Here is a 23657-nt window from a genome sequence, read left to right as displayed (position 1 = left end):
GTAGGAGCAGGTTTGGTTTTGTAGAACCTGTATGGTTTTGTGTAGAAACTGTATGGTTTAGCGTAGGAACTGTATGGTTTTGTGTAGAAGCTGTATGGTTTTGCGTAGGAACAGGTTTGGTTTTGTAGAACCTGTATGGTTTTGTGTAGAAACTGTATGGTTTTGCGTAGAAGCTGTACGGTTTTGTGTAGAAGCTGTATGGTTTTGCGTAGGAACTGTATAGTTATGTGTAGAATCTGTACGGTTTTGTGTAGAAGCAGGTTTGGTATTGTAGAAACTGTACGGTTTTATGTAAAAGCTGTATGGTTTTGTGTAGGAACTGTATGGTTTTATGCAGAACCTGTACAGTTTTGTGTAGAATGTGTAGAACATGAAGTCCCCCACAGATTTAAAACCACCAAACTAATAAGCGAACTTTAAATTGTCACCAAACCTTCATAATAAAACTCAAATAGTAGAAGGATATACCAACATAATAAAGAAAAATTACATAAAACCAATTAGGAGGGAACTTATTGTTTGATAAAAACTTAACAAAACCAATACCACTTCTTCAGGCGGAGGCACTTGAAAGCAGACTTAAGATCAATCATGAAAAAATGCCAGAATTAAAAAATAACATTAAGATATTAAAGTCAGGTTACAATGGCGAAAAAGAGTTAAATTACCAATTAGGGCAAATTCCTCATCATAAATACCACATTTTTCATGACCTAAGGCTCCCTGCAGGTGAAACATTATTTCAAATTGATGTACTGCTTCTATCACCGAAAATTTGTATTATTCTTGATGGAAAGAATCACTCAGGCAAAATAATCATTGAGCGAAATCAAATGATTCAAGAAACGGCGGATACGAGAGAGATTTATGAGAATCCTATATCTCAGACAAATCGACACAAAATATTACTGAGAAATTGGATAGAGGCAAATACATTACCTCCAATATTTTTGGATAACTTAGTTGCCTTTACGAGATCTTCCAGCGAAATCATTATAGCTCCAGGCTACAAAGAAGCCGAAAATAAAATTTGTAAGTCACATGATTTACTAAAAAAAATCGAAGAATTGGAGGGATACTATAAAAAAAACTGTATGAGTGAACAAAATATTTTAAAACTAAGTAACCTGCTATTAAGAGACCATACACCAAAAAGGGTAGATATACTGCAGCAATTCCAAGTTTCTGAGTCCGACGTTATTATTGGAGTTCAATGCCCTGAATGTTTATTTGCCCCGATGGATTATTGTGGAAACAAGTGGAAGTGTACTGCGTGTAAAGTTACCTCAAAGGATGCCCATATAAAAGCTATAAATGATTATTTATTAATCTTCAAACCATGGTTTACGAATTCAGAAATTAGGATATTCCTCAATCTACCTTCCCCAAGAGCCGCTGGATACATATTATCATTCCTTAAACTTTCTCGAACAGGCCGCACTAGTGACAGCATCTACCGCCAGCCACTACTTTTTCCTTAAAATACTAATCATGTTTCCCAATTACAAACAAACACTATAAAAAACAAAATAGGGGGAACATGGATGAAGAAATTATTATGCATCCTTAGTTTGCTGCTGTTAATGGTGCCTCAGGTCACTTATGGTTCCGCTCCCAATAAGCCTATTCATTGGGGATTTAAGAAAGCTGTCGATGAACAGCCGCCAGATGCCGGGGCGGAGTATGAAAAAGTACTTGAAAAATATGGTGCCTTTTTTGTAGGAGATCCAGAATCAAAGACGCTATACCTTACATTTGATAATGGATATGAAGCGGGGTATACCGCACAGGTTTTAGATGTATTAAAAAAGGAGAAAGTGCCGGCAACCTTTTTTGTGACGGGGCATTATTTGCTTTCTCAGCCTGAATTGACAAAGCGGATGGTCGATGAAGGCCATATAATCGGAAACCATTCCTGGCATCATCCCGATATGACACAAATCAGTGATGAACGGATCCGGGAAGAACTTCAAAAAGTGAAAGATAAAACGAAAGAGATCACGGGGCAGAAGAAAATGAAGTATCTGCGTCCACCTCGAGGGGTTTTTAGTGAGAGAACCATGGAAATTGCGAAGGAAGAGGGCTATACGCATGTGTTCTGGTCATTGGCATTTGTGGACTGGAATACCAATGCGCAAAGAGGCTGGCAATATTCATACGATAATATTATGAGGCAAATCCATCCAGGATGTATTTTACTTCTTCATACCGTTTCAAAGGATAATGCAGATGCCCTTGAAACAGCAATTAAAGATTTAAAGAAGAAGGGCTATAAATTTAAAAGTCTCGACGACTTTCCAAAGAAGAAAAAGAATAAAATTGCGACGTTTTTCCAAAGATTGGGTAAAAACTAAGCCGGATTCGAATGAATTCGGCTTTTCTCTGTTAATAATGCTATAATACGGTGAATCAAACTGGAAGCGAAATGTGGAGTGAATAAATGAAAACAAATCAATCAATTAAAATACAAGAAAAACAGACTTTTCCTTTAACCATCAAACGACTTGGCATTAATGGGGAAGGTGTGGGGTATTTCAAAAAGCAAGTAGTTTTTGTGCCTGGGGCTCTTCCGGGTGAAGAGGTAGTGGTTGAGGCAACAAAAATTAACCCTAAATTTGCTGAGGCAAAAATTAAAAAGATACGGATTAAATCGCCGCATCGTGTTCAGCCGCCTTGTTCGGTCTATGAGCAATGCGGCGGCTGCCAGCTTCAGCATTTAGCATATAGCCAGCAATTGAAAGAAAAGCGAGATATTGTAATCCAATCGCTTGAACGTCATACTAGGCTGCAAGTGGACAAACTCGATATTCGGGAAACCATTGGCATGGAAAATCCGTGGGGCTACAGGAACAAGAGCAGCTTTCAACTCGCTGGGAGAGATGGAAAGGTTTTAGCTGGTTTGTATGGTTTAAACTCGCATCAGCTCATTGATATCGAACACTGCGCCGTTCAGCATTCAAAAACAAACGAAGCAGTTAATGCGGTGAAAAAGATTCTCGAAGAGCTTAAAATTACCATCTATAATGAAAAATCACGTAAAGGAATCGTTCGTACGATTGTTACCCGTGTAGGGGTTCAAAGTGGTGAACTTCAGGTGGTGCTCATTACCAATCAACAAGAATTACCGAAAAAGGAACAAATTGTGCAGGAAATTCAAAAACGATTGCCTAATGTCAAATCCATCGTTCAAAACATCAATGAACAAAAAACATCACTTATTTTTGGGGAGGAAACATTGCCGTTAGCGGGAGAAGAGTTTATCCAAGAAACATTAGGAGACCTTCAATTTGAACTGTCTGCTAGAACGTTTTTTCAATTAAATCCTGTTCAAACGATTAAGCTATACAATGAAGTGAAAAAGGCTGCGGCGTTGACAGGGAAGGAAAAAATCGTGGATGCCTATTGTGGAGTTGGAACGATTGGTTTATGGCTTGCAGACCAGGCAGCGGAAGTACGGGGTATGGACGTAATCCCAGAATCAATTGATGATGCAAAGAAAAATGCAAAGCGTCACGGGTTCACCAACACCAAATATGTTCCGGGAAAAGCAGAAGAAGTATTGCCGAAATGGGTGAAAAAGGGCTGGAAACCAGATGTGATTATCGTGGATCCACCAAGAACAGGGCTTGACGGGCAGTTAATCCAAACAATTTTGCAGACAGCACCTGAAAAGCTGATTTACATCTCATGTAATCCATCTACTTTGGCGAAAGATATCCAAATGTTGAGTGCTAAATACGATGTGAAATATATGCAGCCTGTGGATATGTTCCCGCAGACAGCGCACGTTGAGTGCGTCTCGCAGATAGTTTTAAAAGAAGCAGCAGGCCCAAAATAGGGGATTCCTGCTGCATTTATTCCATTTTTGGAGCCGAAAATAGATAGGTGCATACCAGGTATTCCATTAGCGTTTACTTCAATACACTTTACCATTCGTGCAAGATTTCAGATACCGTCCAACAGCAGATGAAAACGGTTTGACTATTAATTTGTCTTTACAATAGAGACGCGATTCCCTTTTATACTAGGAATGGAAAGCCCTTCTCATATCGAGAAGGGCTATTGCATTATTTAGCTGCGTGTTGGAAGATGAACCAAAAGACATTGTTCCATTAAGAAATCAGGCAATTTAAACTTATTATTTAATTGTTAATTCTGTTTTAATAATTTCTAACGTCTTACCTTTGTATTTCTCTTTAGCTTTTGGTGGCGTTGTTACCCATGGATTTTGCATTGAGAAATTCTTTTCAACAAACGCAAAGTCTTTTGCATCGACAGTGCCATCGAAATTAATATCAGTACTACGTTTATTTGTGCCCCAGTAAGTTTGGATTGCTAATGCGTCCATAATATCGATTACATCGTCTTTGTTTACGTCTCCAGCAATTGCTACTGGGACTTTTGCTGAACCTAGATTGTTAATACCATGTCCATAAATTTTTCCATCTAATTCAAAGTGAGCATTGAACGTTTTATACGTATTGAAATGGCCTGGAATGTCTTGTTTAACCAGGTAATCATCTTTGGATGGATCAAGTCCTGCGATAACAAACTGACCACCTTTCGTGACTACTTCTGTTTTTACTTCTTTGCCTTTACTATCAGTAACCGTAACAATTGGAGATATTTTCGAGAAATCTCTTGTTATGTCTTTGCCGCCTTGTGCATTTAACAATCCTTGTGCTTGCACAAAACCTTTTACTTCTGTTTGATCTCCTAAGACAACGATTGGTGGTACGTCTGTAAATGGTTTAGTTGATACATTATCTACATTCGTAAAAGTTGATGTTACTCCGTACATATCAAACGATTGAAGCTTAAATGGCGATAATGATGTTGGAACTTGAACCGTTAAGTCAACCATTGGAATATCACCATCTACACCTGTAGTGCTATTAAAGTTTACGGTAACGTCTGATGACGTTGCGCTTCCTAATGCCGTTTGTTTAACATCTAGAGTACCGCCAAGCTTTTGTGCCTCCGGGTTTAAAGAAATGTTTGTAATTTTTGTTGCATCTGTATCTTGGAACTTGTAGTTCGCTTTCATTAGTTTGCTAACATTATTTGCAGTTAATGTCATCGTGAATGTCTTGCCTGTTTCAATCATTACACGATTGTGGATCGTCGAGATATTTGGCTGAGCATGCACATATGGTGTATGTTCATTTACAAAGTAATATTGTTTTTGAAGATAACCATTTGTCGCTTCATCCATTCCTTCAAACTTCACATCCAGCACTTGTAATTGAGGCAGCATAGCGATTTGATCAGTTGCATTACCATCTTTATCAAGTGTTAAATTCCCGTTTGGGAAGAAACTATTATAAGTGTAATAAATTTCGTTTTGTGATTGATCCGTTTTTATACCAATCGCTTGTTTTAGTTCAACGTTATCGTCTGTAATTTGCGCTGTTACATCAAGTAATGATTGTCCATCTTTGTATTCAACGACTTGCTTTCCTGGAATTTCACCTTCGATGTGCATGTCCCACTTTGGTTTTGTTCCATCTACAAAGAAGTCTTGTGTAACTGTATACGTTTTTCCATAATCATCTACCGCAACTAACTTCATTAGATAGTGTCCTGCTTTTGGAACGACAATATTATCAACGTTCGTATCGATTGGATTAGCTGGATTATTTGTAAACGGGAAGTAATAGCCTCGATAGAAATCAGCTGCACCGTATTGTACGCCTTCTAACATTGCCAAACCGTTAAACGTACCAAGGTAGCCTAAATCCTTGCCAGTTTTTGCGTCTGAAATAATCACATCGATATATTTCATATGCGATTTTAAAGTTACAAAAGCACCAGTCCATGGATCATATTTTTGAGATGTCCTAACACGTGATTCTGGGCCAGATTGTTTAAATAATGTAAAGTTTTCAATACCTGACTCAACAAAATGAACACCAAAAGGAACTTCATATGATTCTGAAGAATCATCTTTGTTTGTGTAAACAATATATCCTTCGTAAATTCCTTTTTCAGCTGTTTTCGGAATTCTCAACGCAACCGTTGTTTTCTTTTTAGCGTTTCCTTTTACTGTAATGCTAGAATCTGTAGTTAGTGTTACTCCGTTTGCTGATGCATCCTTTGAACCTCGTAAATCCGGATTAAATTTAACACTTACGTTAAATGTTTTTGTGTTTGCGCCATGGTTAAACAATGTAACAGAACGACTATCTGTTATATTTCTGTCGTTATAAGCTTTATTCCCAAAGCTTATTGCGGCTGTTTTTTCGTTTATTAATTTTTGCTTGCCATTTACGATAGTAGGCGCTTTGTCATCTACCACAATTTCAAAATTTGAGTGAATGGCATTGTAAGGATTAATACGTCCAGCTCCAACTTCATATACACTGTATGGCTTACTTAATGGGTCAGCAGTATTCATTAAAATCGCTTTCACATCTTCAGGTTGCAGCTCTGGTTTAGCTTCTAAAAGTAATGCCGCAACGCCTGATGTAAACGGAGTTGCCATTGATGTTCCTGACATACGACCATATGCATAATCGTAATTCGTAGGATCATTTGGACTATTAATAAACCCCGGTACTGTTGATAACATATTTACTCCAGGAGCTACAACTTCTGGTTTAATATCATACGTTAAACGAGAGGGTCCACGAGAACTAAAGTCTGCTAACACATCTCCTGGTGTAGGCAGTTCACCGATATCGCTAAATGAAATTTGATTTTTACCAGTATTTAGTTTTTGTAGTAAAGCAACCCCGTCTGTATACGTCATTGAGAAAGCAGGAACAAAATCTACGCCTTCCCCTATATTAAAAGGTAAGTGTCCTTCGGTTTGATTGTTATTAATCACAATCACCGCGACAGCACCTCGGTTTTTCGCCTGTAAAATTTTATCGTTCATTGTATTGCTTCCTCTTTGAACAACAACGATTTTCCCGTCTACTCGAGTATTTGCTCCAGTGTAATTAGATCCTAGACCTAATCCAACATATACGAATTGGAATGGCTGAGTTGGTGATAATAATGTGTTCAAATCACTTTCATATCCTTTTGCCATTAATCGTAAGTCAGCGGTTTGAGTATCTACAGTTGCTTTCATTGTAGCAATTTCACCTGGAACAGTACTTGCCCCAACAGTCAGTGCTAATGGTGCGTTACCTGGAGTACCTACTGTGTACATTTCACTGCCTGCATTACCAGCTGCAACAACTGCGGTTACACCATTTAATACTGCGTTGTTAATTGCAATTGCCTGTGGTGTTAAAGGGTCATTATAATTGGCACCTAATGATAGATTCATAATGTCTACGCCATCTAAAACTGCTTTTTCAATTCCTGCAATGATAGCTTCAGATGTACCACTACCACCAGGACCAAGTACACGATACCCATAAAGGTCCACGTCAGGAGCGACACCAGTAGTGGCATAAGCGCTATCAGCTGTTCCTTGGCCTGCAATCGTACCAGATACATGTGTTCCATGTTCTGTCACATAAGCTGCTGATCCTGAAGTGCCTCCTGGTTTACCAGCATTTACCCAATCATCATATGTTGTTTCCATTGGGTCGTTATCGTTATCAACGAAATCGTATCCACCTACATAAGCATCTTTAAGGTCTGGATGCTTGTGGTCAATGCCAGTATCTAATACTGCTACTTTTATTCCCTTCCCTGTGAAACCTTCTTCATGTAATTTGTCAATATTTAGGAAAGAACGTTCTGCTGCCATACCTTGTCCTTTTGCTTCTTTTGAAGGTGCAGCTTCTTGAACAGGTTGTTCTACCGTTACTACTGAATTACTGTAAATCGCTTGTACTGCTTTTGATTTCACTAAACCTTCCAGTTTGTTTGCAGGAACTTCCAACGCTACTCCGTTAAATGCGTTTTTGTATTCGCGTATTACTTTATAAGAACCATCAGATTTCGTTTTAAAATTAGCTTTCAAATCATTATTAAATGTTGCATGATCGCCATCAACATTCTTTTTCGCTTGAGCTTCAGATAAGACATGTCCGTCTACAGCAGCGTTTAATACAGCCACTTTATGAGGTTTGTTTTTGAACTGTACGATAACTGATACAGGTTTTGAACTATCTAAATTTACATCAGACGATAGTTGTAGCCCTTCTTGATCTAGTGCAGCCAACTTCGGAAGAGCTTCACGTTGTGCAGGTGTCAAATTCTTTAGTAGGTTAATAGTGTCAGTTGATTCTAACCTAATATTATTTTGTGCTAACACGTTATACGGCTGCACTTGTGATAATGTCATTCCAACAAGTAGAGCGCCTGCAAGAATCCTGCTAGTCTTTATTTTCTTCATTTCATTTCTCCTCATCATCGTAAAATAAAAAAAATATTATACTAATAGAAATATATATAATATTTTTTATATTTTAACTTTTAATAATTTTAGAGTAAAATACATGATAGTTAACAATCATTAAATACCAGTTAACTTATGGAGAAACCATACCTGTTTTTGAGTGTCTAAAAAATTATGCTGAACTAAGATTAATAAATTTGAAAACTGATGATGAATTATGTATTAGACATACTGGATACCTTTAATACAATTCATATTTATTTGACGATTGGTTTGATGTGATAGTAGTGCAGATGATTTTTCAGGAGATACTTATGAAGTTTAAAATGTACTAACACCTTTTATTGAAGAAGAAGAAGAGAAGGGAAAATTGTTGTTAAACAAAATAACTCACCAGCACTCCTGTTGCCACATACACTCGGCACATGTTGAGTGCGTGTCGCAGTTAGTGTTGAAATTGTAAAAATGCAGTCAATCATTCTTTAAATCAAATCTATTCAAATTCAGGCTGAATCCAATATGGGTTCAGTTTCTTTATTGAGATGTCGAAGAAAAGGAATCCACTCATGAGTGGATATGAATTGAGAATTAATAATATTCTTTGGTCTGCTCAAGTCTCAAAATTATTGCACAATATGACAAAATTAATTAGAAGGTTCGTGCAGCGTATGTTCTATAGTTAATAAACTATTGACTAGACACTTATTGGTGTCATATAATTTATGACACCAATAAGTGTCGGTTTCATTAAAAGGGGGGAGGATTTTGAACACTACTTACCAAAAGCATGATGTTTTTGTAGCAATTGCAGATCCTACTAGACGTAAATTAATACGTTTGTTGGCTAGTGCTGAGGAGTTACCTCTTCACGAATTAACTCCTCATTTTCAAATGGGTCGTACTGCTGTATCTAAACATTTGGCTATCCTAAAAGATGCAGATTTAGTTACTAACCGTAAAATAGGTAGAGAAACAAAGTACAAACTAAATCCAGCTCCCTTACAGGAAGTGAAAGATTGGTTATCTTTTTATGAAAAGTTTTGGAATGAAAGAGTATTGTTGCTAAAAAATATATTGGAGGAGGAATAAAATATGGCAGATTTATCATTAGATTTCCAATTTAAAAAACCAATACATAAGGTATGGGATGCGTTAACAGATTCGAATACACTTGCAAAATGGGTAATGGAAAATAATTTTAAACCAATTGTAGGATATAAATGTCAGTTTCGAAATGAGGAAATAGATTTAATCGTGGATAGTGAAGTATTGGTAGTAGACAAGCCTCATAAGCTATCTTACACATGGGTGGGGGGTCCGATTAACACGATAGTCACATGGACATTGAAAGAAGAGAATGGAACAACTTACGTACAACTTGAGCAAACTGGATTTGAAAATGAAAATATTCCAGCCTTCAACGGTGCGAAATATGGTTGGCAATATAAAATTGAAGAGCTAAAAAAATTGTTAGAGGAACTGTAAGACCCAACTTTTGAACGGCATAAATTTAATTTTTAGGAGGGAATTACTTGGAAGTTTTTGCTGACTTTTTAGCGGGAATAGATGACCCTTTTCACAGAGAAAGAACGGAAGAAGTACTTACTTGGATAACAGAAAAATATCCAAATTTAAAGAAAGAAATTAAATGGAAGCAACCAATGTTTACGGATCATGGCACATATATTATAGGCTTTTAGCGTATCTAAAAAGCATTTAGCTGTCGCTCCTGAAAGGTAACGATTGCACATGTAGAGGATGCTATTGTAAAGGCTGGCTATGATTACACAAAGGAAATCATACGTATCCCTTGGAAGAGTCCGGTAGACTACACACTAATAGAGAAAATGATTGATTTTAATATTAAAGACAAGGCAAACTGTACAACTCCCTGGAGGAAATAAAAAAATATAAGGTAGCCTTAGAAAGTGTATGAGGGATTCTGTGAGGCTTAAAGGAGATGGCGAAATGAGTTTTTTTCAAGATATGATTGCTGTATTTAAAAAGAGACAATTAGTATTTATTGAGAGCTACAAAGAATCAGAGAATGTATATACCTTTGTTTTTGAAAAAGAGAAAGATCTAACCTGGAAAGCAGGGCAGCATGGTTTATTTAGTATTACTCATAAAAAAGTGAAAAATCCTACTAAACCATTTACAATTGCATCTGCTCCAAGTGAAAATGTAGTCAAATTAACAATGAAAATAAATGATAACCCAAGTGAATTTAAGAAGGCAATGTTAGAACTAAAAAAGGGAATGACAATGGGGATGTCTGGACCTTTAGGGGCATTTAATTTAAACGAGGAACTTCCTACTGTCCTTATTGCTGGAGGAATTGGAATCACGCCATTTCGATCCATACTAAAACAAATCGAGACAGAAGGAAAAGGTAATAAGAAGCCAATACACCTACTCTATATGGATAGTGAAAAGTCTTATATATTTAAAGATGAACTTGATGCTTACAATGACTCAATTAGTACCACGTATCTTGACTCTAGTAATAACTTACATCAGGAGATTGTTAAGTTTTCTAATCTTTATCAGAACAATGGTCAATATCTGATTGCAGGGCCGAAGTCAATGGTGGATTCAATCTCTAGTAGCTTACAAAGTAATAGTATTTCAAAAAAGAATATTAAAAAAGATGCTTTTTATGGTTATTAAAGGATGAGTTGAGGTGGTTGAATTCATATATGGAACCACACCACCGTATTGAATTATGAAGCGAAGAGATAATAAAAATATCCTTTTTGAATGAAATTTAATGGAGCATGGGTAAAAAGTAAAGTTCGAAAAGCCGTGAAAATACTGGCTTCAAAAAATTAAAGAATCTATCCATTCGGCTCAAAGCCCTTGATATTTGTATACGAAATATCGGGGGTTTATTTTTTTTATAAAATATGATTCTATAGTTGGCAAGTGGTGAGTTGATAGTATAGATAAAGCATAAGGTTGAGGAAACAGGATGAAGTAACCTTTTATGTTTGAATTGATTATATTTATCGAAATTCGTTAACTGATACACTGGAATACGGGATTTAGATATAAAAATAATCTCTGCTACTTTAATTATAATATAGTAAAAAAATATATAATAGACTATTTATTTTAGAGCATACTCATATAATATACTTACAGATTACTGATTTAATTAATACTAGTAGAGGGAGGATATAATCATGAACACAAATAAAGTTCAAATTCATGGTGAAGAAAGTCTTCAAAATGTTGGACCATCGAAAATAAAGATGGCTTATCAGCGCTTTGGTAATCCTGCTTTACAGCCTGTCTTCCTGATTATGGGTGCTGGTGCTCAAATGATTAACTGGCCAGAAGGATTCTGCTTAGAACTGGCTAGTCACGATCTGCATCCAATTCGATTCGATAATAGAGATGCTGGACTTACAACTCACTTTTCAGATGCACCTGTTCCAAATTTTCCCGCGATACAATCTGGTGATTTCTCTACAGTGACTTATACTCTTTCTGACATGGCACAAGACACAGTAGGTCTTATGGATGCTCTTGGATATGATAGTGTACACTTGGTTGGTGCATCAATGGGTGGAATGATAGCTCAAACAATAGCTATAGAGTATCCTCATAGGGTTCGGTCACTGACCTCTATAATGTCAACTACTGGGGATCATTCAGTAGGACAGCCTGACTACGCAGTGTTAGCAAATCTTAGTTCGCCTCCTTATGATGATCGTCAAGCCTACATCGAATGGCAAATTCAATCACGTAAAGCTATTGGTTCTCCAAAATACCCTTTAAACGAAAAATTTATTGCCCAAATTGCAGGTCTTGCCTGGGATAGGGACCATGATCCACTGGGCATGATGCGACAAGCGGTTGCAGTAATAAAATCCGGTGATAGAACAGAACAACTTCGTTCTATTAAGATACCAACTCTAGTTATCCACGGTGAAAGTGATAAAATGATTGATATAAGTGGAGGACGTGCCGTTGCGGCCGCTATTCCAGGTGCTGAGCTTGCCGCATTTGAAGGAATGGGGCATGATCTACCCAAGCCCTTATGGTCAGTGTTTGCAAGGAAAATTGCGAATCTGATACATAGAGCAGAGTCTTCGTGATATGTTAAACCTTGTATTAAACGATACACAAGCAGTTACAGCCTCTGGACATATGGAGGCAACCACTCTTTTGGTTGGAGAATAGGAAAAGTGAACCCTCAAAAACGCAAATTAATCTTTGTTTTTGAGGGTTTTCTTATGCTTGAAGATATCATTAAAATAATATATTTCTTGAATTAAAATTTGAATATTCAGCTCCTTGAAGAATTGTCCGAAAGTGAACGTCAACAATTAGTAAGCGCTAGAACGGTTGAAAAGATTTAGTCGGTGAGACATGGGAAATGCTCCTTTAGTAATAAAAAGGGGGTACCAATATGAAGGTTTATTCATTAGGTACCCCTTAATCTTTTATTTAAAATACTTTCGTCGTCCAATCCTCACAATTCCAAATATCAGTGGCAATTTCACGATAGAAATCAGGTTCGTGGGATACCATCAAGATACTTCCGCGATATGCCTTTAAAGCACGCTTCAATTCTTCTTTAGCATCCACATCCAAGTGATTGGTAGGTTCATCTAGAATTAATAAGTTCGTTTCTGTGTTAATAATTTTACATAATCGAACTTTGGCTTTTTCGCCGCCGGAAAGGACTTCGACTTTACTTTCAATATGTTTCGTTGTTAATCCACATTTTGCAAGAGCAGCTCGGACTTCAGCTTGATTCATACTTGGGAACGTGCTCCAAATCTCTTCAATACAAGTGTTGTAGTTGGACTGTTTCACTTCCTGCTCGAAGTAGCCGATGTGCTGATACTCACCACGTTCCACTTTACCTGATAGGGGATCAATCAACCCAAGAATACTTTTTAAAAGAGTGGACTTACCAATACCGTTTGCACCAACGAATGCAATTTTTTGTCCGCGTTCCATTTTCAAATTCAAAGGGCGGGAAAGTGGTTCATTGTAACCAATCACAAGATCTTCAGTTGTGAAAATCCAACGGCTGGCTGCACGAGCTTCTTTAAAGTTAAACTCTGGTTTCGGCTTTTCTCTACCTAATTCAATAATTTCCATTTTATCAAGCTTCTTCTGACGAGACATCGCCATATTACGAGTCGCCACACTTGCCTTGTTACGTGCAACGAAATCCTTCAAATCAGCAATTTCCTGTTGTTGGCGCTTGTAAGCAGACTCTAGCTGCTGCTTCTTCATTTCATATATATTTAAGAAGTTATCATAGTCACCAGCATAGCGATTCAACTCTTGGTTTTCCATATGATAGATCAAATTAACAACATTGTTCAAGAATGGAATATCATGTGAAATCAAGATAAATGCATTCTCATATTCCTGCAGGTAACGCTTCAACCATTCAATATGCTGTTCATCTAAATAGTTCGTAGGCTCATCCAGTAATAGGATCTCAGGCTTTTCTAGCAAAAGCTTAGCAAGTAAAACCTTCGTACGCTGCCCGCCGCTAAGATCATCTACATCTCGATCAAGTCCAACGTCGTCTAATCCTAGACCACGAGCAACTTCCTCAACCTTTGAATTAATTTGATAGAAATCATTACTATCTAACGTTTCTTGCAGCTCTCCAACTTCTGCAAGCAGTGCATCAATATCAGCACCTTCATCACCCATTTTTGCATAAAGTTCATTGATTTCTGCTTCAGCATCAAAAAGATATTGAAATGCAGTACTCAAAGCTTCGCGCATCGTCATACCCTTTTGAAGGACAGCATGCTGATCTAAATACCCAACACGCACCTTTCGTGACCACTCAACTTTCCCTTCGTCGGGCTGCAGCTTCCCGGTAACAATATTCATGAAAGTAGACTTACCCTCACCGTTTGCTCCAACTAATCCAACGTGCTCACCTTTTAAAAGTCGAAAAGACACATTATTAAAAATCGCACGATCACCAAAACCGTGGCTTAAATTTTTTACGTTTAATACACTCATTTTTTTAACCCCTTATCTAATATCACATGTGGATATCATACTAGATTTTGGCGTCTTTTTCTATCTTGAATTTATTGTAAAAAATGTTATTTGAGTTTTGAACAAAATTGTAGTCTGTCCCAGAAAAAACATTCATTGGTAACCAAATAGACGAGTACATGTCAGTAACTCAGGGCTATGGTACCATTTTTTCATTATTGATGAAGTAGGAATTGACAGTTCGGATGCTTTCCCCGTAAAGTTGCTTATGATGCAATTGAAAACGGAGGAGAAAAGATGCAATTCATTAATAATCTGCTTCTAGATATGGAACTAGATCCTAGATTAGTAGAATATCTTTCGGTAATCATCAAGATTCTGCTAATCGGGCTTATCTGTATCGCAGCTAATTTTATTTCAAAGAAAATCGTGATTAGGATCATTACTCGTATCGTGACAAACTCGAAGGTCAAGTGGGGTCAAATCATCCTGGATAGACAAGTCTTTCGAAAGTTATCCCATATTGTCCCTTCAATTATTATTTACTCGTTTTCTTCAACCTTTCCAACCTATCAATCAACCATTGAGAAGTTGGCCATTGCCTATACGATTATTGTAGGGTTAGTGTTTATACAAAGCTTACTGAATGCCTTCAATGATATTTATCAAACCTTTGAAATATCCAAGGTTAAGCCTATTAAAGGATATATTCAGGTGGTTAACATTATTATCATGACGATCGGGTTGATCTTAGTGATCTCGAACCTAGTAGGAAAGAGTCCACTTCTGCTATTAAGTGGTATTGGTGCTCTCTCGGCCGTTCTAATGTTAGTATTTAAGGATTCGTTATTAGGTCTAGTCGCAGGAATTCAGTTAACGGCCAATGATATGGTTCGGGTAGGTGATTGGATTGAAATGCCAAAGTATGGTGCTGATGGTGATGTTATTGATATTTCTTTAAATACAGTAAAGGTTCAAAACTTCGATAAAACAATTACGATGATTCCTAGTTATGCACTTATTTCTGATTCTTTTATCAATTGGAGAGGGATGCAAAGCTCCGGAGGCCGGCGAATCAAGCGGTCTTTGTATATCGATACAAATAGTATTACGTTTTGCAATGAGGAAATGATTGAGAAATTTATACAGGTGCATTACCTTTCAGACTACATTATTCATAAGGAAAGGGAAATTGCAGAATACAATGCAAAAAATGAAATAGATCGAAACAATCGTGTGAATGGAAGAGCCCTAACAAATGTTGGTGTATTTAGGGCATATATTAGCAATTACCTAAAAAATCATTCTGGAATCAATCAGAATATGACCATTATAGTGAGACAGCTGGCACATAATGAAAACGGATTGCCACTAGAAATTTATGCCTTTACCAATGATGTACAGTGGGCCGTGTATGAAACGGTGCAATCTGATATTTTTGACCATCTATTCGCCGTTGCACCAGAGTTTGGACTTAGAATTTTCCAGAATCCATCTGGGGCTGATTTAAAAACCGTGGCAGACGAATCAAGCAGCAAAACTTTGATTGGCGAAAGAAGCTATTGATATTCGCTTTATACACATACAATCTGGACTTGTTAACTGCATGCCGCAGGTAGTCCTAAAAGAAGAAGCAGGCTTCCGACAACGGAATAACCTGCTTCTTCTTATATTCTGGGACCGTTAAGTGATTAGAATAACATCAAAATAAATAAAGGAATGAATACCGAACTTATTATCGCAGATAGAATCATTCCGGCTGAACTAATCGAACCGATTTCTAAGCTGTATTCAAACGCCCTTGCTGTACCAATTGCATGGGCTGCGTTTCCTAAGGCCATTCCTTTTGCGATATCGCTCTCAAACTTAAATATTTTTATGATATATGGCCCTAATATCATGCCGCTAAATCCTGTAACCATGACAGCAACTACCGTTAATGAAGGAACGCCTGCAGTCAGTTCAGCAATTTGAATAGCAACTGGAGTTGTAACAGACTTTGGAAAAAACGAAAACATGATATCTTTTGAATACCCAAATAGGTTCAAAATGATTAATAAGCTGATGAAATTTACTAAAACCCCTATAAGGATACTTGTTAACATGATACGAATATATTTCACGATTATTTTCTTATATTTGTATAAAGGGTATGCAAGTGTAACAACAGTTGAACCTAATAAATTATTAATCCATTCGCCGCCAATCATATATGTTTCGTATGGAATATTGAATATTAATAGGATCATAATGATAAAAAAACTAACGAAAAGGCAGGGATTGAATAAAGGGTATGGATACTTTTTATAGAGTTTTTTTGCCAAGAAAAATAAACAAATTGTTAGTAAAACCATACCTATGCCGATAATAAATGTTATCATGCTGAAAATTTCTCCCTATCTTCAATTACTCTATCTTGCCCCAACTTTTCACCTAAGTAACCAGAACAGATTAAAACAAGACAAGTACTTAAAATGAGTACAACTACCAACAATAGTCCTTTCCCCTGAAAGAAATCTAAGTAATTAATAAAGCCAACTGTTGCGGGAATAAAAAAGAACATCATGGTTGATAGTAAAAAACCCGCCCCCTCTTGTATCCATTTTTCAGGAAGTATATGGAAGGATAATAAAATAAATAAGATCAGCAATCCCAAAATACTTCCGGGGATAGGTAAATTTAGTTGCTCCTGAATGAAATTTCCAAATAATGAAATCAAATAAATCAGACATACTTGAACTATTATTTTTATGACTTTCATAAATAACCTCCAAAATAAAAAAAACGTTTATTTATTATTTTTTTAGTTTACTCCTAACAATCAACCTGCTCAATGTATTTCATTTGGATGAGGTTGGGTGAAAATATTTTTACTATATGAAATTATTTTAAATATTTAAATTATACCTTTTATGGATATAATTAGGATAGGAAATGATAAGTACAAATAAATACTAAAAGGATGAGGAGGAGAAAATTATGGGCAGGTTAGTTCATTTTGAAATTCATGTGAATGACATGGAACGAGCAAAAAAGTTTTATGGCGAGGTATTTGGCTGGACCTATCAAGACTATAGTGAGTATGCAGGAATGCCATACTTTGGAGCTGTAACAGGTGATGATAGTGAACCTGGTATCAACGGTGCATTGATGCAGCGTCAAGGTGCCGGTCCTGAAGCTGGCCAAGCTTTGAATGGATTTGCATGTACAATGGGTGTCGAAAATTATGACTCAGTGGAAGCTAAGATCCTTGAGAATGGCGGCAAAGTGGCACTGCCAAAATATGCACTGCCAGGGATGGCTTGGCAAGGGTATTATATTGATACAGAAGGTAACATATTCGGAATTCATCAACCCGATGCGAATGCGAAATAGTAATTGCAGATGAAATCAATAGAATCGGAAGCCATACTTGAAAAAATACGGGATATCTGTCTTGCCCTGCCTAAAGCAGTTGAACATATCGACGGTTTTGGTCATAATACTTTTAAAATTAATGGAAAGTCATTTGTAATATCGGGTGAAAACGAGAATGGCTTCAGCCTATCATTCAAGTCAGACCGAGAAACGCAAGAAATATTGCTGCAGAAGGAGCATTTCTACAAGACTCCCTATATTGGTCACCACGGGTGGGTGTCGATCCAGAACCCAACTGATAGTGACTGGGATGAGTTGAAAGACCTGCTGCAAGAAGCCTATTTACGTGCTGCACCAAAGCGGATAATTAAGGAATGGAATGAATTACATAAAGGCTAAAGAAGGGCGGAATAATCTGCCCTTCTTTTCTTTACTGTTGTGTATATGACAAAGAGTTAACTTTGTGTCAGATTTTTCTACATTAAATTACATTTTAATTACAAAATCGACTCGTTTATTGTTTTTAGTCCTTTTGGAATATAAACTAGGAATATATTAGAAAATTAAAAATGATAGTTTACCAGAGGAGACTATGTAATGATAAAAAAACTAATAAAATATGTCGTCGCTTCTACCGTTATAGCGACAACAATTCAGGCCGCACCTGCATTTGCAAATCCAGAAGTACCAGTAACGAATGGACAAATCAATACGATTGAAGTTAATATTGAAGACTTTGAAACAAAGATTCAGCAATTGGACAACCAAATTGCTTTAGCTATGGAGAAGAGTCAAATATTAAATGAAAAAATTACCACAGAACAAGAAAATATTAAAGAAACAGAGATTGAGATTAAAGAAGCTGACGAAGATTTAGCTAATCATAAGGAAGTTTATTCAGAAAGACTAAAGAGCATTCAGGTAAAAGGAAACCAGTCAGTTGTTACATACGCAGAACTGTTACTTTCAGCTGAAAGTATTTCTGAGTTCTTTAATCGTTTTACTGCGATTTCTAAAATAATTGAAAATGACAATGAACTACTAGAAGGTTTAAGAAAAAAGGAAGTAACATTAAAAGAAGCGAAGGAACAATTACAAAATCATATTAACGAATTAGAAAAGAGTAAAGTTGAATTAGCTTCAGAACACAAACAAATTGAAGAAAACAAAAAACAAATTCAACAAGATTTAGAGGCTGCTAAAGGCACACTACAGGAATTGAGAGCACAACAGCAGGCTGAACAAGAGGCACAACAGGCTGCAGAGCGGGAAGCATCACAAGTAACCGCACAAGAAACTCAACCACAAGTGCAAAACTCAGCAGCTGCACAATCAACACCACCATCAGTCGCAGTGCCCAATGTGACAAATTCTGCAACAGCCAATAGTGTTATTGCCACTGCAAAACAGTATTTGGGTGTTCCATATGTTTGGGGCGGATCAACGCCAAGCGGGTTTGACTGTTCTGGATTTACATCCTATGTGTTTCGGTCTGTTGGCATAAGTCTTCCAAGAACTTCTCGTGCACAGCAAAATGTTGGAACAAGAATATCTCTAAGTCAAGTACAGCCTGGGGATTTAGTGTTCAGGGGATCTCCTGCTTATCATGTTGGAATTTATATTGGGGGAGGACAATATATCCATGCTCCTCAAACGGGTGATGTGGTGAAAATTGCTCCATTTAATCCGTCTAAATTCTCATCAGCATCTAGAGTCTTAAAATAGAATTCAACTATCAAATTGAAATTACGAATATAAATAATGAAGGCAACTGACCCTGATTGGGCGTTGCCTTTTTCTTTTTTTAAAAAAATATTGGCGAATCATTGTTTACAATAAAATGAAAAAGTGAGATAATATAGAAAATTTTGAAGGGGGAAAGTAAGTTTATGGAACCAACTAATTGCTAATATTCATTCAATTTAAAATGAATATGGATTTTGTAGAGAGTGTAAATTCACCTATGAGACGTAGGTTTATTTGTTATGCTCTTATGGAATCATGGCAATTTAGAAGGTAACTTACTTTACTGAAATCGAGATAATCGTTTATTTGAAGTATTCCTCCATTTTTGAGGAAGGTGTTAGGCATAAATATGCGCTTTTTTACTGTGCGTATTTTATGAAACTACTTTAAATAAATCTATCCACTGATTATACAGACCGTAAGAAGAACTATCTTCTTACGGTCTTTTTTAATTATAAAAAATTAATAGGTAAATGCAGGTTCTTCTTAGCCTTGTCCATAAATGCATAACTAAGATTATGGATGAAAGAGGAGATATTATGTTAGAGATGAAATTGCATGGCGTTAAGAAATTTATGGAAGCTGCCCTTGTGGTTGAAAATATTACGTTTGAGGCATATGAAGGAGAGAAAGTTGGTATCGTCGGTGCAAACGGCAGCGGCAAGAGCACAATTCTTAAACTCATCGCAGGAATCGAACAGATGCATTATTATCCAGGTTACCCGCAAACCTCAAGCTATGGTTATGATGAAGGTTTAATTAACTTGCCAAGAGGAGCAACAAAGGCTTACCTGGAACAATCGCCTGTATATCCTAAAGGCTTAAAAGTCATCGATGTCTTACACTTAGCCTTTGCGGAAATTGAAACTCTAGAACTTCAAATGCGTCAATTAGAAGAACAGATGAAAACGCTTGAGGATACAGCCCTAGAAAGAGCCCTTAATAAATATAGCGATCTGGTTATACTTTTTGAAGTAAAGGGCGGATACGAACGTGAAGAAAAAGTAAGCAAGGTTTGTACAGGTCTTAATTTTACGGAAAGTTTTTTAAACAAGGAATTTGATTTATTAAGCGGCGGAGAAAAAACAACGGTTGTCCTTGGAAAGATGTTGATTCATAATCCAGATATCCTGCTGCTGGATGAGCCAACAAATCATTTGGATATGGAGGCAATTGAGTGGCTGGAAGGATATCTAAGAAACTATAAAGGAATTGTCATTATCGTTTCTCATGACCGTTACTTTCTCGACAATGTTGCAACTAAAATCGTTGAAATCGAGGATATGGCATCAATTTCTTATAAAGGTAATTACTCAGCTTTTGTAAGCCAAAAAGAAGAAAATATGCGGATTCAATATGAACATTTCCGTGAGCAGCAGAAAAAAGTCAATAATATGGAAAAGCAAGTTACAAGCTTAAGAGACTGGGCTATGAGAGCGGATAATAATAAGTTTTTCAGAAGAGCTGCCAGTATACAAAAAAAGCTCGATAAAATGGAACGAATTGATAAACCCATTTTTGAAAGACGAAATATGAGACTAGACTTCAAGGAAGGACAGCGCTCTGGAAATGAAACCATTAAAGCCATTGGGCTTACAAAAAGGTATCAAGATAAGTTGATTTTTAGGGAATCTGATTTAATGATTCAGTATGGTGAAAGAGTGGGGATGGTAGGTCCTAATGGAAGCGGGAAAACTACCTTCTTAAAAATGTTATTAGGTGAGGAACAGCCAGATCAAGGAATAGTCGAATTAGGTGCGAATGTGATGGCTGCTTACCTGCCGCAGAAAATTACCTTTAAAGATGAAGAGCTCAGTGTTCTTGAAGCTTTTCGGGAAGATATTTCTATCCTGGAAGGGAAGGCAAGAGAATATCTATCAAAATTTATGTTTTATAAAAAGAGCCCCTTCAAAAAAGTAAAGCACTTATCAGGCGGGGAGCGAATCAGGCTGAAGCTGGCTATGCTTTTACATCAAGACATCAATTTACTCATACTCGATGAGCCGACCAATCATCTTGATATTGATTCGATTGAGACCCTTGAGGAAGCGCTTGAAGATTTCAAAGGTACGATATTCTTTATTTCTCATGATCGATATTTTATTAATAAAATTGCTGAAAGAGTAATTGCATTAGAGGACTATGGCTTTAAAAGCTATTCAGGTAATTACGTTTATTATAAAAGTCAGCAGCCTAAAGAGGAACCAATTGTTAGCCTAGAAAAAGAGAAGAAACAAAGAATGAAGTCTGAAAATATAAACCAAGAGGAAGTAAGGACTAGTGCGCTGGCAAGGATAGAATATCTGGAGAAGGAAATTGAAGAAATTGACATATCTATGGCCAAAGAACACATGGATTATGAAGAACTTAATAATCTTTACCGGAAGAAAAACCACTTAAGTGAAGAACTTGAGTCAGCGATGGAATGGTGGATAAGCATAAGTTAATTTATACATGGACATCATTGGGTATAATAAAGCAGCATAAGCAGACAGTAAGAAAAAGTTAGTCGAGTATGACGAAATATTTCGATGTTAGAAGAATAGGGGGATTCGATGACGAAGGACTTAAGTGAAAAAGGATGGAATTTTGATAATAGTTATGCTCGTTTGCCAAAGGTATTTTTCACCAGCCAGAACCCAACACCTGTCCAATCACCTAAGATTGTTATGTTTAACAAATCATTGGCTATGTCACTGGGATTAGACAGAGAGAAATTGGAAAGTGAAGAAGGGGCTCAGGTGTTTGCTGGGAACAAAATACCTGATGGTGCTTCCCCTCTTGCACAAGCGTATGCGGGACACCAATTTGGTCATTTTACAATGTTGGGCGACGGCCGGGCGGTGCTTCTTGGAGAACAGATAACACCAACAGATGAGCGATTCGATATCCAGCTAAAGGGGTCCGGAAGAACACCATACTCTCGCGGGGGAGATGGCCGGGCAGCACTCGGACCTATGCTGCGCGAATATATTATCTCAGAAGGTATGCATGGTTTAGGTATTCCTACTACCCGCAGTTTGGCAGTGGTAACAACTGGTGAAGAAATCGCCCGTGAATCCTACTTGCCTGGTGCTATTTTAACGCGAATAGCAGCTAGTCATCTTCGGGTTGGAACCTTTCAATATGCAGCAAGATGGGGCAGCGCAGATGAACTTCGCACGCTTGCTGATTATGCAATAAAACGCCATTATCCTGAAATTGAAGAGAATGATAACCGGTATCTGACTTTTCTTCATGAAGTGATTAAACGACAAGCGATGCTGATTGCGAAATGGCAGCTGGTTGGTTTTATCCACGGGGTAATGAACACCGATAACATGACGATAAGTGGAGAAAGTATTGATTATGGACCTTGTGCTTTTATAGATACCTATGATCCTGCTGCTGTGTTCAGCTCTATTGACCGAGAAGGACGCTATGCTTATGGAAACCAGCCGAATATTGGTGTATGGAATTTAGCCCGATTAGCAGAAGCTCTCCTGCCGCTGCTGCATGAAAATCAGGAGGAAGCCGTCACCCTTGCACAAGATAAGCTCTCTGACTTCGCTCAGTTTTTTGAATTGAACTGGCTCGAGGGCATGCGGGCAAAATTGGGCTTATTTAATGAGGAGGAACAAGATAAACCTCTTATCAAAGACTTGCTGGATATGATGCAGAAGCACGGGGCGGACTATACGAACACCTTCAGAGCACTAACCTTGGATAAACCAGAAGAAACCATTCTCATGGGAACAGCAGAATTTACTCAGTGGCTGGAACGGTGGAAGGCGAGGCTTGGCAGGCAGCAGGAATCAAAGGAATCTTATATTCAGTTGATGAAAAACAGTAATCCAGCTGTTATACCCCGGAACCACCGGGTAGAGGAGGCACTCGAAGCGGCGAATAATGGAGACTATAGAGTGATGGAGAAGCTGCTTGAGGTCCTATCCAATCCGTATGCGTACTCTCCAGAACAGCTAGAATATACTACTCTGCCTGCACCAGCAGCTCGTCCTTATCGTACCTTTTGCGGAACATGAGAAAACGGAATTAACAAAGCAAAAGCCTTTCCTAAGAAAGGCTTTTTATTTTTGTGAGAGCTGAGAGACTGTAATCATATAAAAAGGAAAGAAGTGGTCACTCATAAGAGCGATGAGAACCCGGAACCTCATAAAAAGAGAAGAAGCGGTCACTCATAAAAGCGATGAGAGCCCGAAACCTTATAAAAAGAGTTGCTGCGGTCACTCATAAGAGCAATGAGAGCCCGAAACATCATAAAAAG

17 protein-coding genes and 1 pseudogene are annotated in these 23657 nt (G+C 37.4%); 14 read left to right on the top strand and 4 right to left on the bottom strand.

Features of this window, described 5'->3' with window-relative positions; translation table 11 throughout:
- Positions 1-515: 515 nt before the first annotated feature.
- From SFC47_RS17980 to rlmD, 3 genes are all read left to right on the top strand, one after another.
- The gene (locus tag SFC47_RS17980) at positions 516-1481 is read left to right on the top strand and encodes a nuclease-related domain-containing protein (protein WP_411255702.1); all 966 of its coding nucleotides are present in this window, start codon (positions 516-518) and stop codon (positions 1479-1481) included.
- 63 nt (positions 1482-1544) lie between these two features.
- The gene (gene pdaA / locus SFC47_RS17975) at positions 1545-2354 is read left to right on the top strand and encodes a delta-lactam-biosynthetic de-N-acetylase (RefSeq protein WP_411255701.1); all 810 of its coding nucleotides are present in this window, start codon (positions 1545-1547) and stop codon (positions 2352-2354) included.
- Between the two features lie 86 nt (positions 2355-2440).
- The gene (rlmD, locus tag SFC47_RS17970) at positions 2441-3838 is read left to right on the top strand and encodes a 23S rRNA (uracil(1939)-C(5))-methyltransferase RlmD (protein WP_411255700.1); all 1398 of its coding nucleotides are present in this window, start codon (positions 2441-2443) and stop codon (positions 3836-3838) included.
- Between the two features lie 300 nt (positions 3839-4138).
- Here the strand turns inward: rlmD and SFC47_RS17965 are convergent, their stop codons facing one another.
- Positions 4139-8299, bottom strand: a complete 4161-nt coding sequence (locus tag SFC47_RS17965) for a S8 family serine peptidase (RefSeq protein WP_411255698.1) — start codon at positions 8297-8299, stop codon at positions 4139-4141.
- Positions 8300-9067: 768 nt separating this feature from the next.
- On the opposite strand from SFC47_RS17965, the gene SFC47_RS17960 reads away from it, so the two are divergent.
- From SFC47_RS17960 to SFC47_RS17940, 5 genes and pseudogenes are all read left to right on the top strand, one after another.
- A complete protein-coding gene (locus tag SFC47_RS17960) occupies positions 9068-9391 on the top strand; it encodes an ArsR/SmtB family transcription factor (protein WP_411255697.1) in 324 nt (107 codons plus the stop codon).
- Between the two features lie 3 nt (positions 9392-9394).
- Positions 9395-9787 carry an SRPBCC family protein gene (locus SFC47_RS17955; RefSeq protein ID WP_411255696.1) on the top strand — a complete coding sequence of 131 codons (393 nt, stop codon included), beginning with the start codon at positions 9395-9397 and terminating at the stop codon, positions 9785-9787.
- A 47-nt stretch (positions 9788-9834) separates the two neighbouring features.
- Positions 9835-10206 (top strand): annotated as a pseudogene (locus SFC47_RS17950) (iron chaperone).
- Between the two features lie 64 nt (positions 10207-10270).
- Positions 10271-10972 (top strand): FAD-dependent oxidoreductase, encoded by a 702-nt coding sequence (locus SFC47_RS17945; RefSeq protein WP_411255695.1) that lies wholly within the window; start codon positions 10271-10273, stop codon positions 10970-10972.
- A gap of 515 nt (positions 10973-11487) precedes the next feature.
- Positions 11488-12405: an alpha/beta fold hydrolase gene (locus SFC47_RS17940; protein ID WP_411255694.1), complete on the top strand. Its 918-nt coding sequence runs from the start codon at positions 11488-11490 to the stop codon at positions 12403-12405.
- Between the two features lie 352 nt (positions 12406-12757).
- On the opposite strand, the gene SFC47_RS17935 is transcribed toward SFC47_RS17940, so the two are convergent.
- On the bottom strand, positions 12758-14311 hold the full coding sequence (locus tag SFC47_RS17935; protein WP_411255692.1) for an ABC-F family ATP-binding cassette domain-containing protein: 1554 nt from the start codon (positions 14309-14311) through the stop codon (positions 12758-12760).
- Between the two features lie 276 nt (positions 14312-14587).
- On the opposite strand from SFC47_RS17935, the gene SFC47_RS17930 reads away from it, so the two are divergent.
- Entirely contained in the window at positions 14588-15856 is a 1269-nt protein-coding gene (locus SFC47_RS17930; RefSeq protein ID WP_411255691.1) for a mechanosensitive ion channel family protein, read from the top strand.
- 125 nt (positions 15857-15981) lie between these two features.
- On the opposite strand, the gene SFC47_RS17925 is transcribed toward SFC47_RS17930, so the two are convergent.
- Together SFC47_RS17925 and SFC47_RS17920 are read right to left on the bottom strand one after the other, a co-directional pair.
- Positions 15982-16671 (bottom strand): LrgB family protein, encoded by a 690-nt coding sequence (locus SFC47_RS17925; RefSeq protein ID WP_411255690.1) that lies wholly within the window; start codon positions 16669-16671, stop codon positions 15982-15984.
- Positions 16668-17051, bottom strand: a complete 384-nt coding sequence (locus SFC47_RS17920; protein WP_411255689.1) for a CidA/LrgA family holin-like protein — start codon at positions 17049-17051, stop codon at positions 16668-16670. The genes SFC47_RS17925 and SFC47_RS17920 overlap by 4 nt, the downstream gene beginning before the upstream one ends.
- A gap of 218 nt (positions 17052-17269) precedes the next feature.
- Between SFC47_RS17920 and SFC47_RS17915 the strand changes: the two genes are divergently transcribed.
- From SFC47_RS17915 to SFC47_RS17895, 5 genes are all read left to right on the top strand, one after another.
- A complete protein-coding gene (locus tag SFC47_RS17915; protein ID WP_411255688.1) occupies positions 17270-17665 on the top strand; it encodes a VOC family protein in 396 nt (131 codons plus the stop codon).
- 9 nt (positions 17666-17674) lie between these two features.
- Positions 17675-18046: an MmcQ/YjbR family DNA-binding protein gene (locus SFC47_RS17910; RefSeq protein ID WP_411255687.1), complete on the top strand. Its 372-nt coding sequence runs from the start codon at positions 17675-17677 to the stop codon at positions 18044-18046.
- Positions 18047-18244: 198 nt separating this feature from the next.
- Positions 18245-19372, top strand: a complete 1128-nt coding sequence (locus tag SFC47_RS17905; RefSeq protein ID WP_411255686.1) for a C40 family peptidase — start codon at positions 18245-18247, stop codon at positions 19370-19372.
- A 560-nt stretch (positions 19373-19932) separates the two neighbouring features.
- A complete protein-coding gene (gene abc-f / locus SFC47_RS17900; RefSeq protein ID WP_411255685.1) occupies positions 19933-21840 on the top strand; it encodes a ribosomal protection-like ABC-F family protein in 1908 nt (635 codons plus the stop codon).
- Between the two features lie 108 nt (positions 21841-21948).
- Entirely contained in the window at positions 21949-23415 is a 1467-nt protein-coding gene (locus SFC47_RS17895) for a protein adenylyltransferase SelO (RefSeq protein WP_411255684.1), read from the top strand.
- Positions 23416-23657: the final 242 nt, after the last annotated feature.

This window comes from Neobacillus niacini (assembly GCF_046591715.1).
GTDB classification, from domain to species: Bacteria; Bacillota; Bacilli; order Bacillales; family Cytobacillaceae; genus Neobacillus; species Neobacillus niacini_L.
This window is presented reverse-complemented; position numbering and strand designations above follow the sequence as displayed.

Bases quoted from the DNA above. Each gene is read 5' to 3' on its own strand.
- pdaA (WP_411255701.1), top strand. From the start codon at position 1,545: ATGAAGAAATTATTATGCATCCTTAGTTTGCTGCTGTTAATGGTGCCT.
- rlmD (WP_411255700.1), top strand. From the start codon at position 2,441: ATGAAAACAAATCAATCAATTAAAATACAAGAAAAACAGACTTTTCCT.
- SFC47_RS17965 (WP_411255698.1), bottom strand. From the start codon at position 8,299: ATGAAGAAAATAAAGACTAGCAGGATTCTTGCAGGCGCTCTACTTGTT.
- SFC47_RS17955 (WP_411255696.1), top strand. From the start codon at position 9,395: ATGGCAGATTTATCATTAGATTTCCAATTTAAAAAACCAATACATAAG.
- SFC47_RS17945 (WP_411255695.1), top strand. From the start codon at position 10,271: ATGAGTTTTTTTCAAGATATGATTGCTGTATTTAAAAAGAGACAATTA.
- SFC47_RS17940 (WP_411255694.1), top strand. From the start codon at position 11,488: ATGAACACAAATAAAGTTCAAATTCATGGTGAAGAAAGTCTTCAAAAT.
- SFC47_RS17935 (WP_411255692.1), bottom strand. From the start codon at position 14,311: ATGAGTGTATTAAACGTAAAAAATTTAAGCCACGGTTTTGGTGATCGT.
- SFC47_RS17930 (WP_411255691.1), top strand. From the start codon at position 14,588: ATGCAATTCATTAATAATCTGCTTCTAGATATGGAACTAGATCCTAGA.
- SFC47_RS17925 (WP_411255690.1), bottom strand. From the start codon at position 16,671: ATGATAACATTTATTATCGGCATAGGTATGGTTTTACTAACAATTTGT.
- SFC47_RS17920 (WP_411255689.1), bottom strand. From the start codon at position 17,051: ATGAAAGTCATAAAAATAATAGTTCAAGTATGTCTGATTTATTTGATT.
- SFC47_RS17915 (WP_411255688.1), top strand. From the start codon at position 17,270: ATGGGCAGGTTAGTTCATTTTGAAATTCATGTGAATGACATGGAACGA.
- SFC47_RS17910 (WP_411255687.1), top strand. From the start codon at position 17,675: ATGAAATCAATAGAATCGGAAGCCATACTTGAAAAAATACGGGATATC.
- SFC47_RS17905 (WP_411255686.1), top strand. From the start codon at position 18,245: ATGATAAAAAAACTAATAAAATATGTCGTCGCTTCTACCGTTATAGCG.
- abc-f (WP_411255685.1), top strand. From the start codon at position 19,933: ATGTTAGAGATGAAATTGCATGGCGTTAAGAAATTTATGGAAGCTGCC.
- SFC47_RS17895 (WP_411255684.1), top strand. From the start codon at position 21,949: ATGACGAAGGACTTAAGTGAAAAAGGATGGAATTTTGATAATAGTTAT.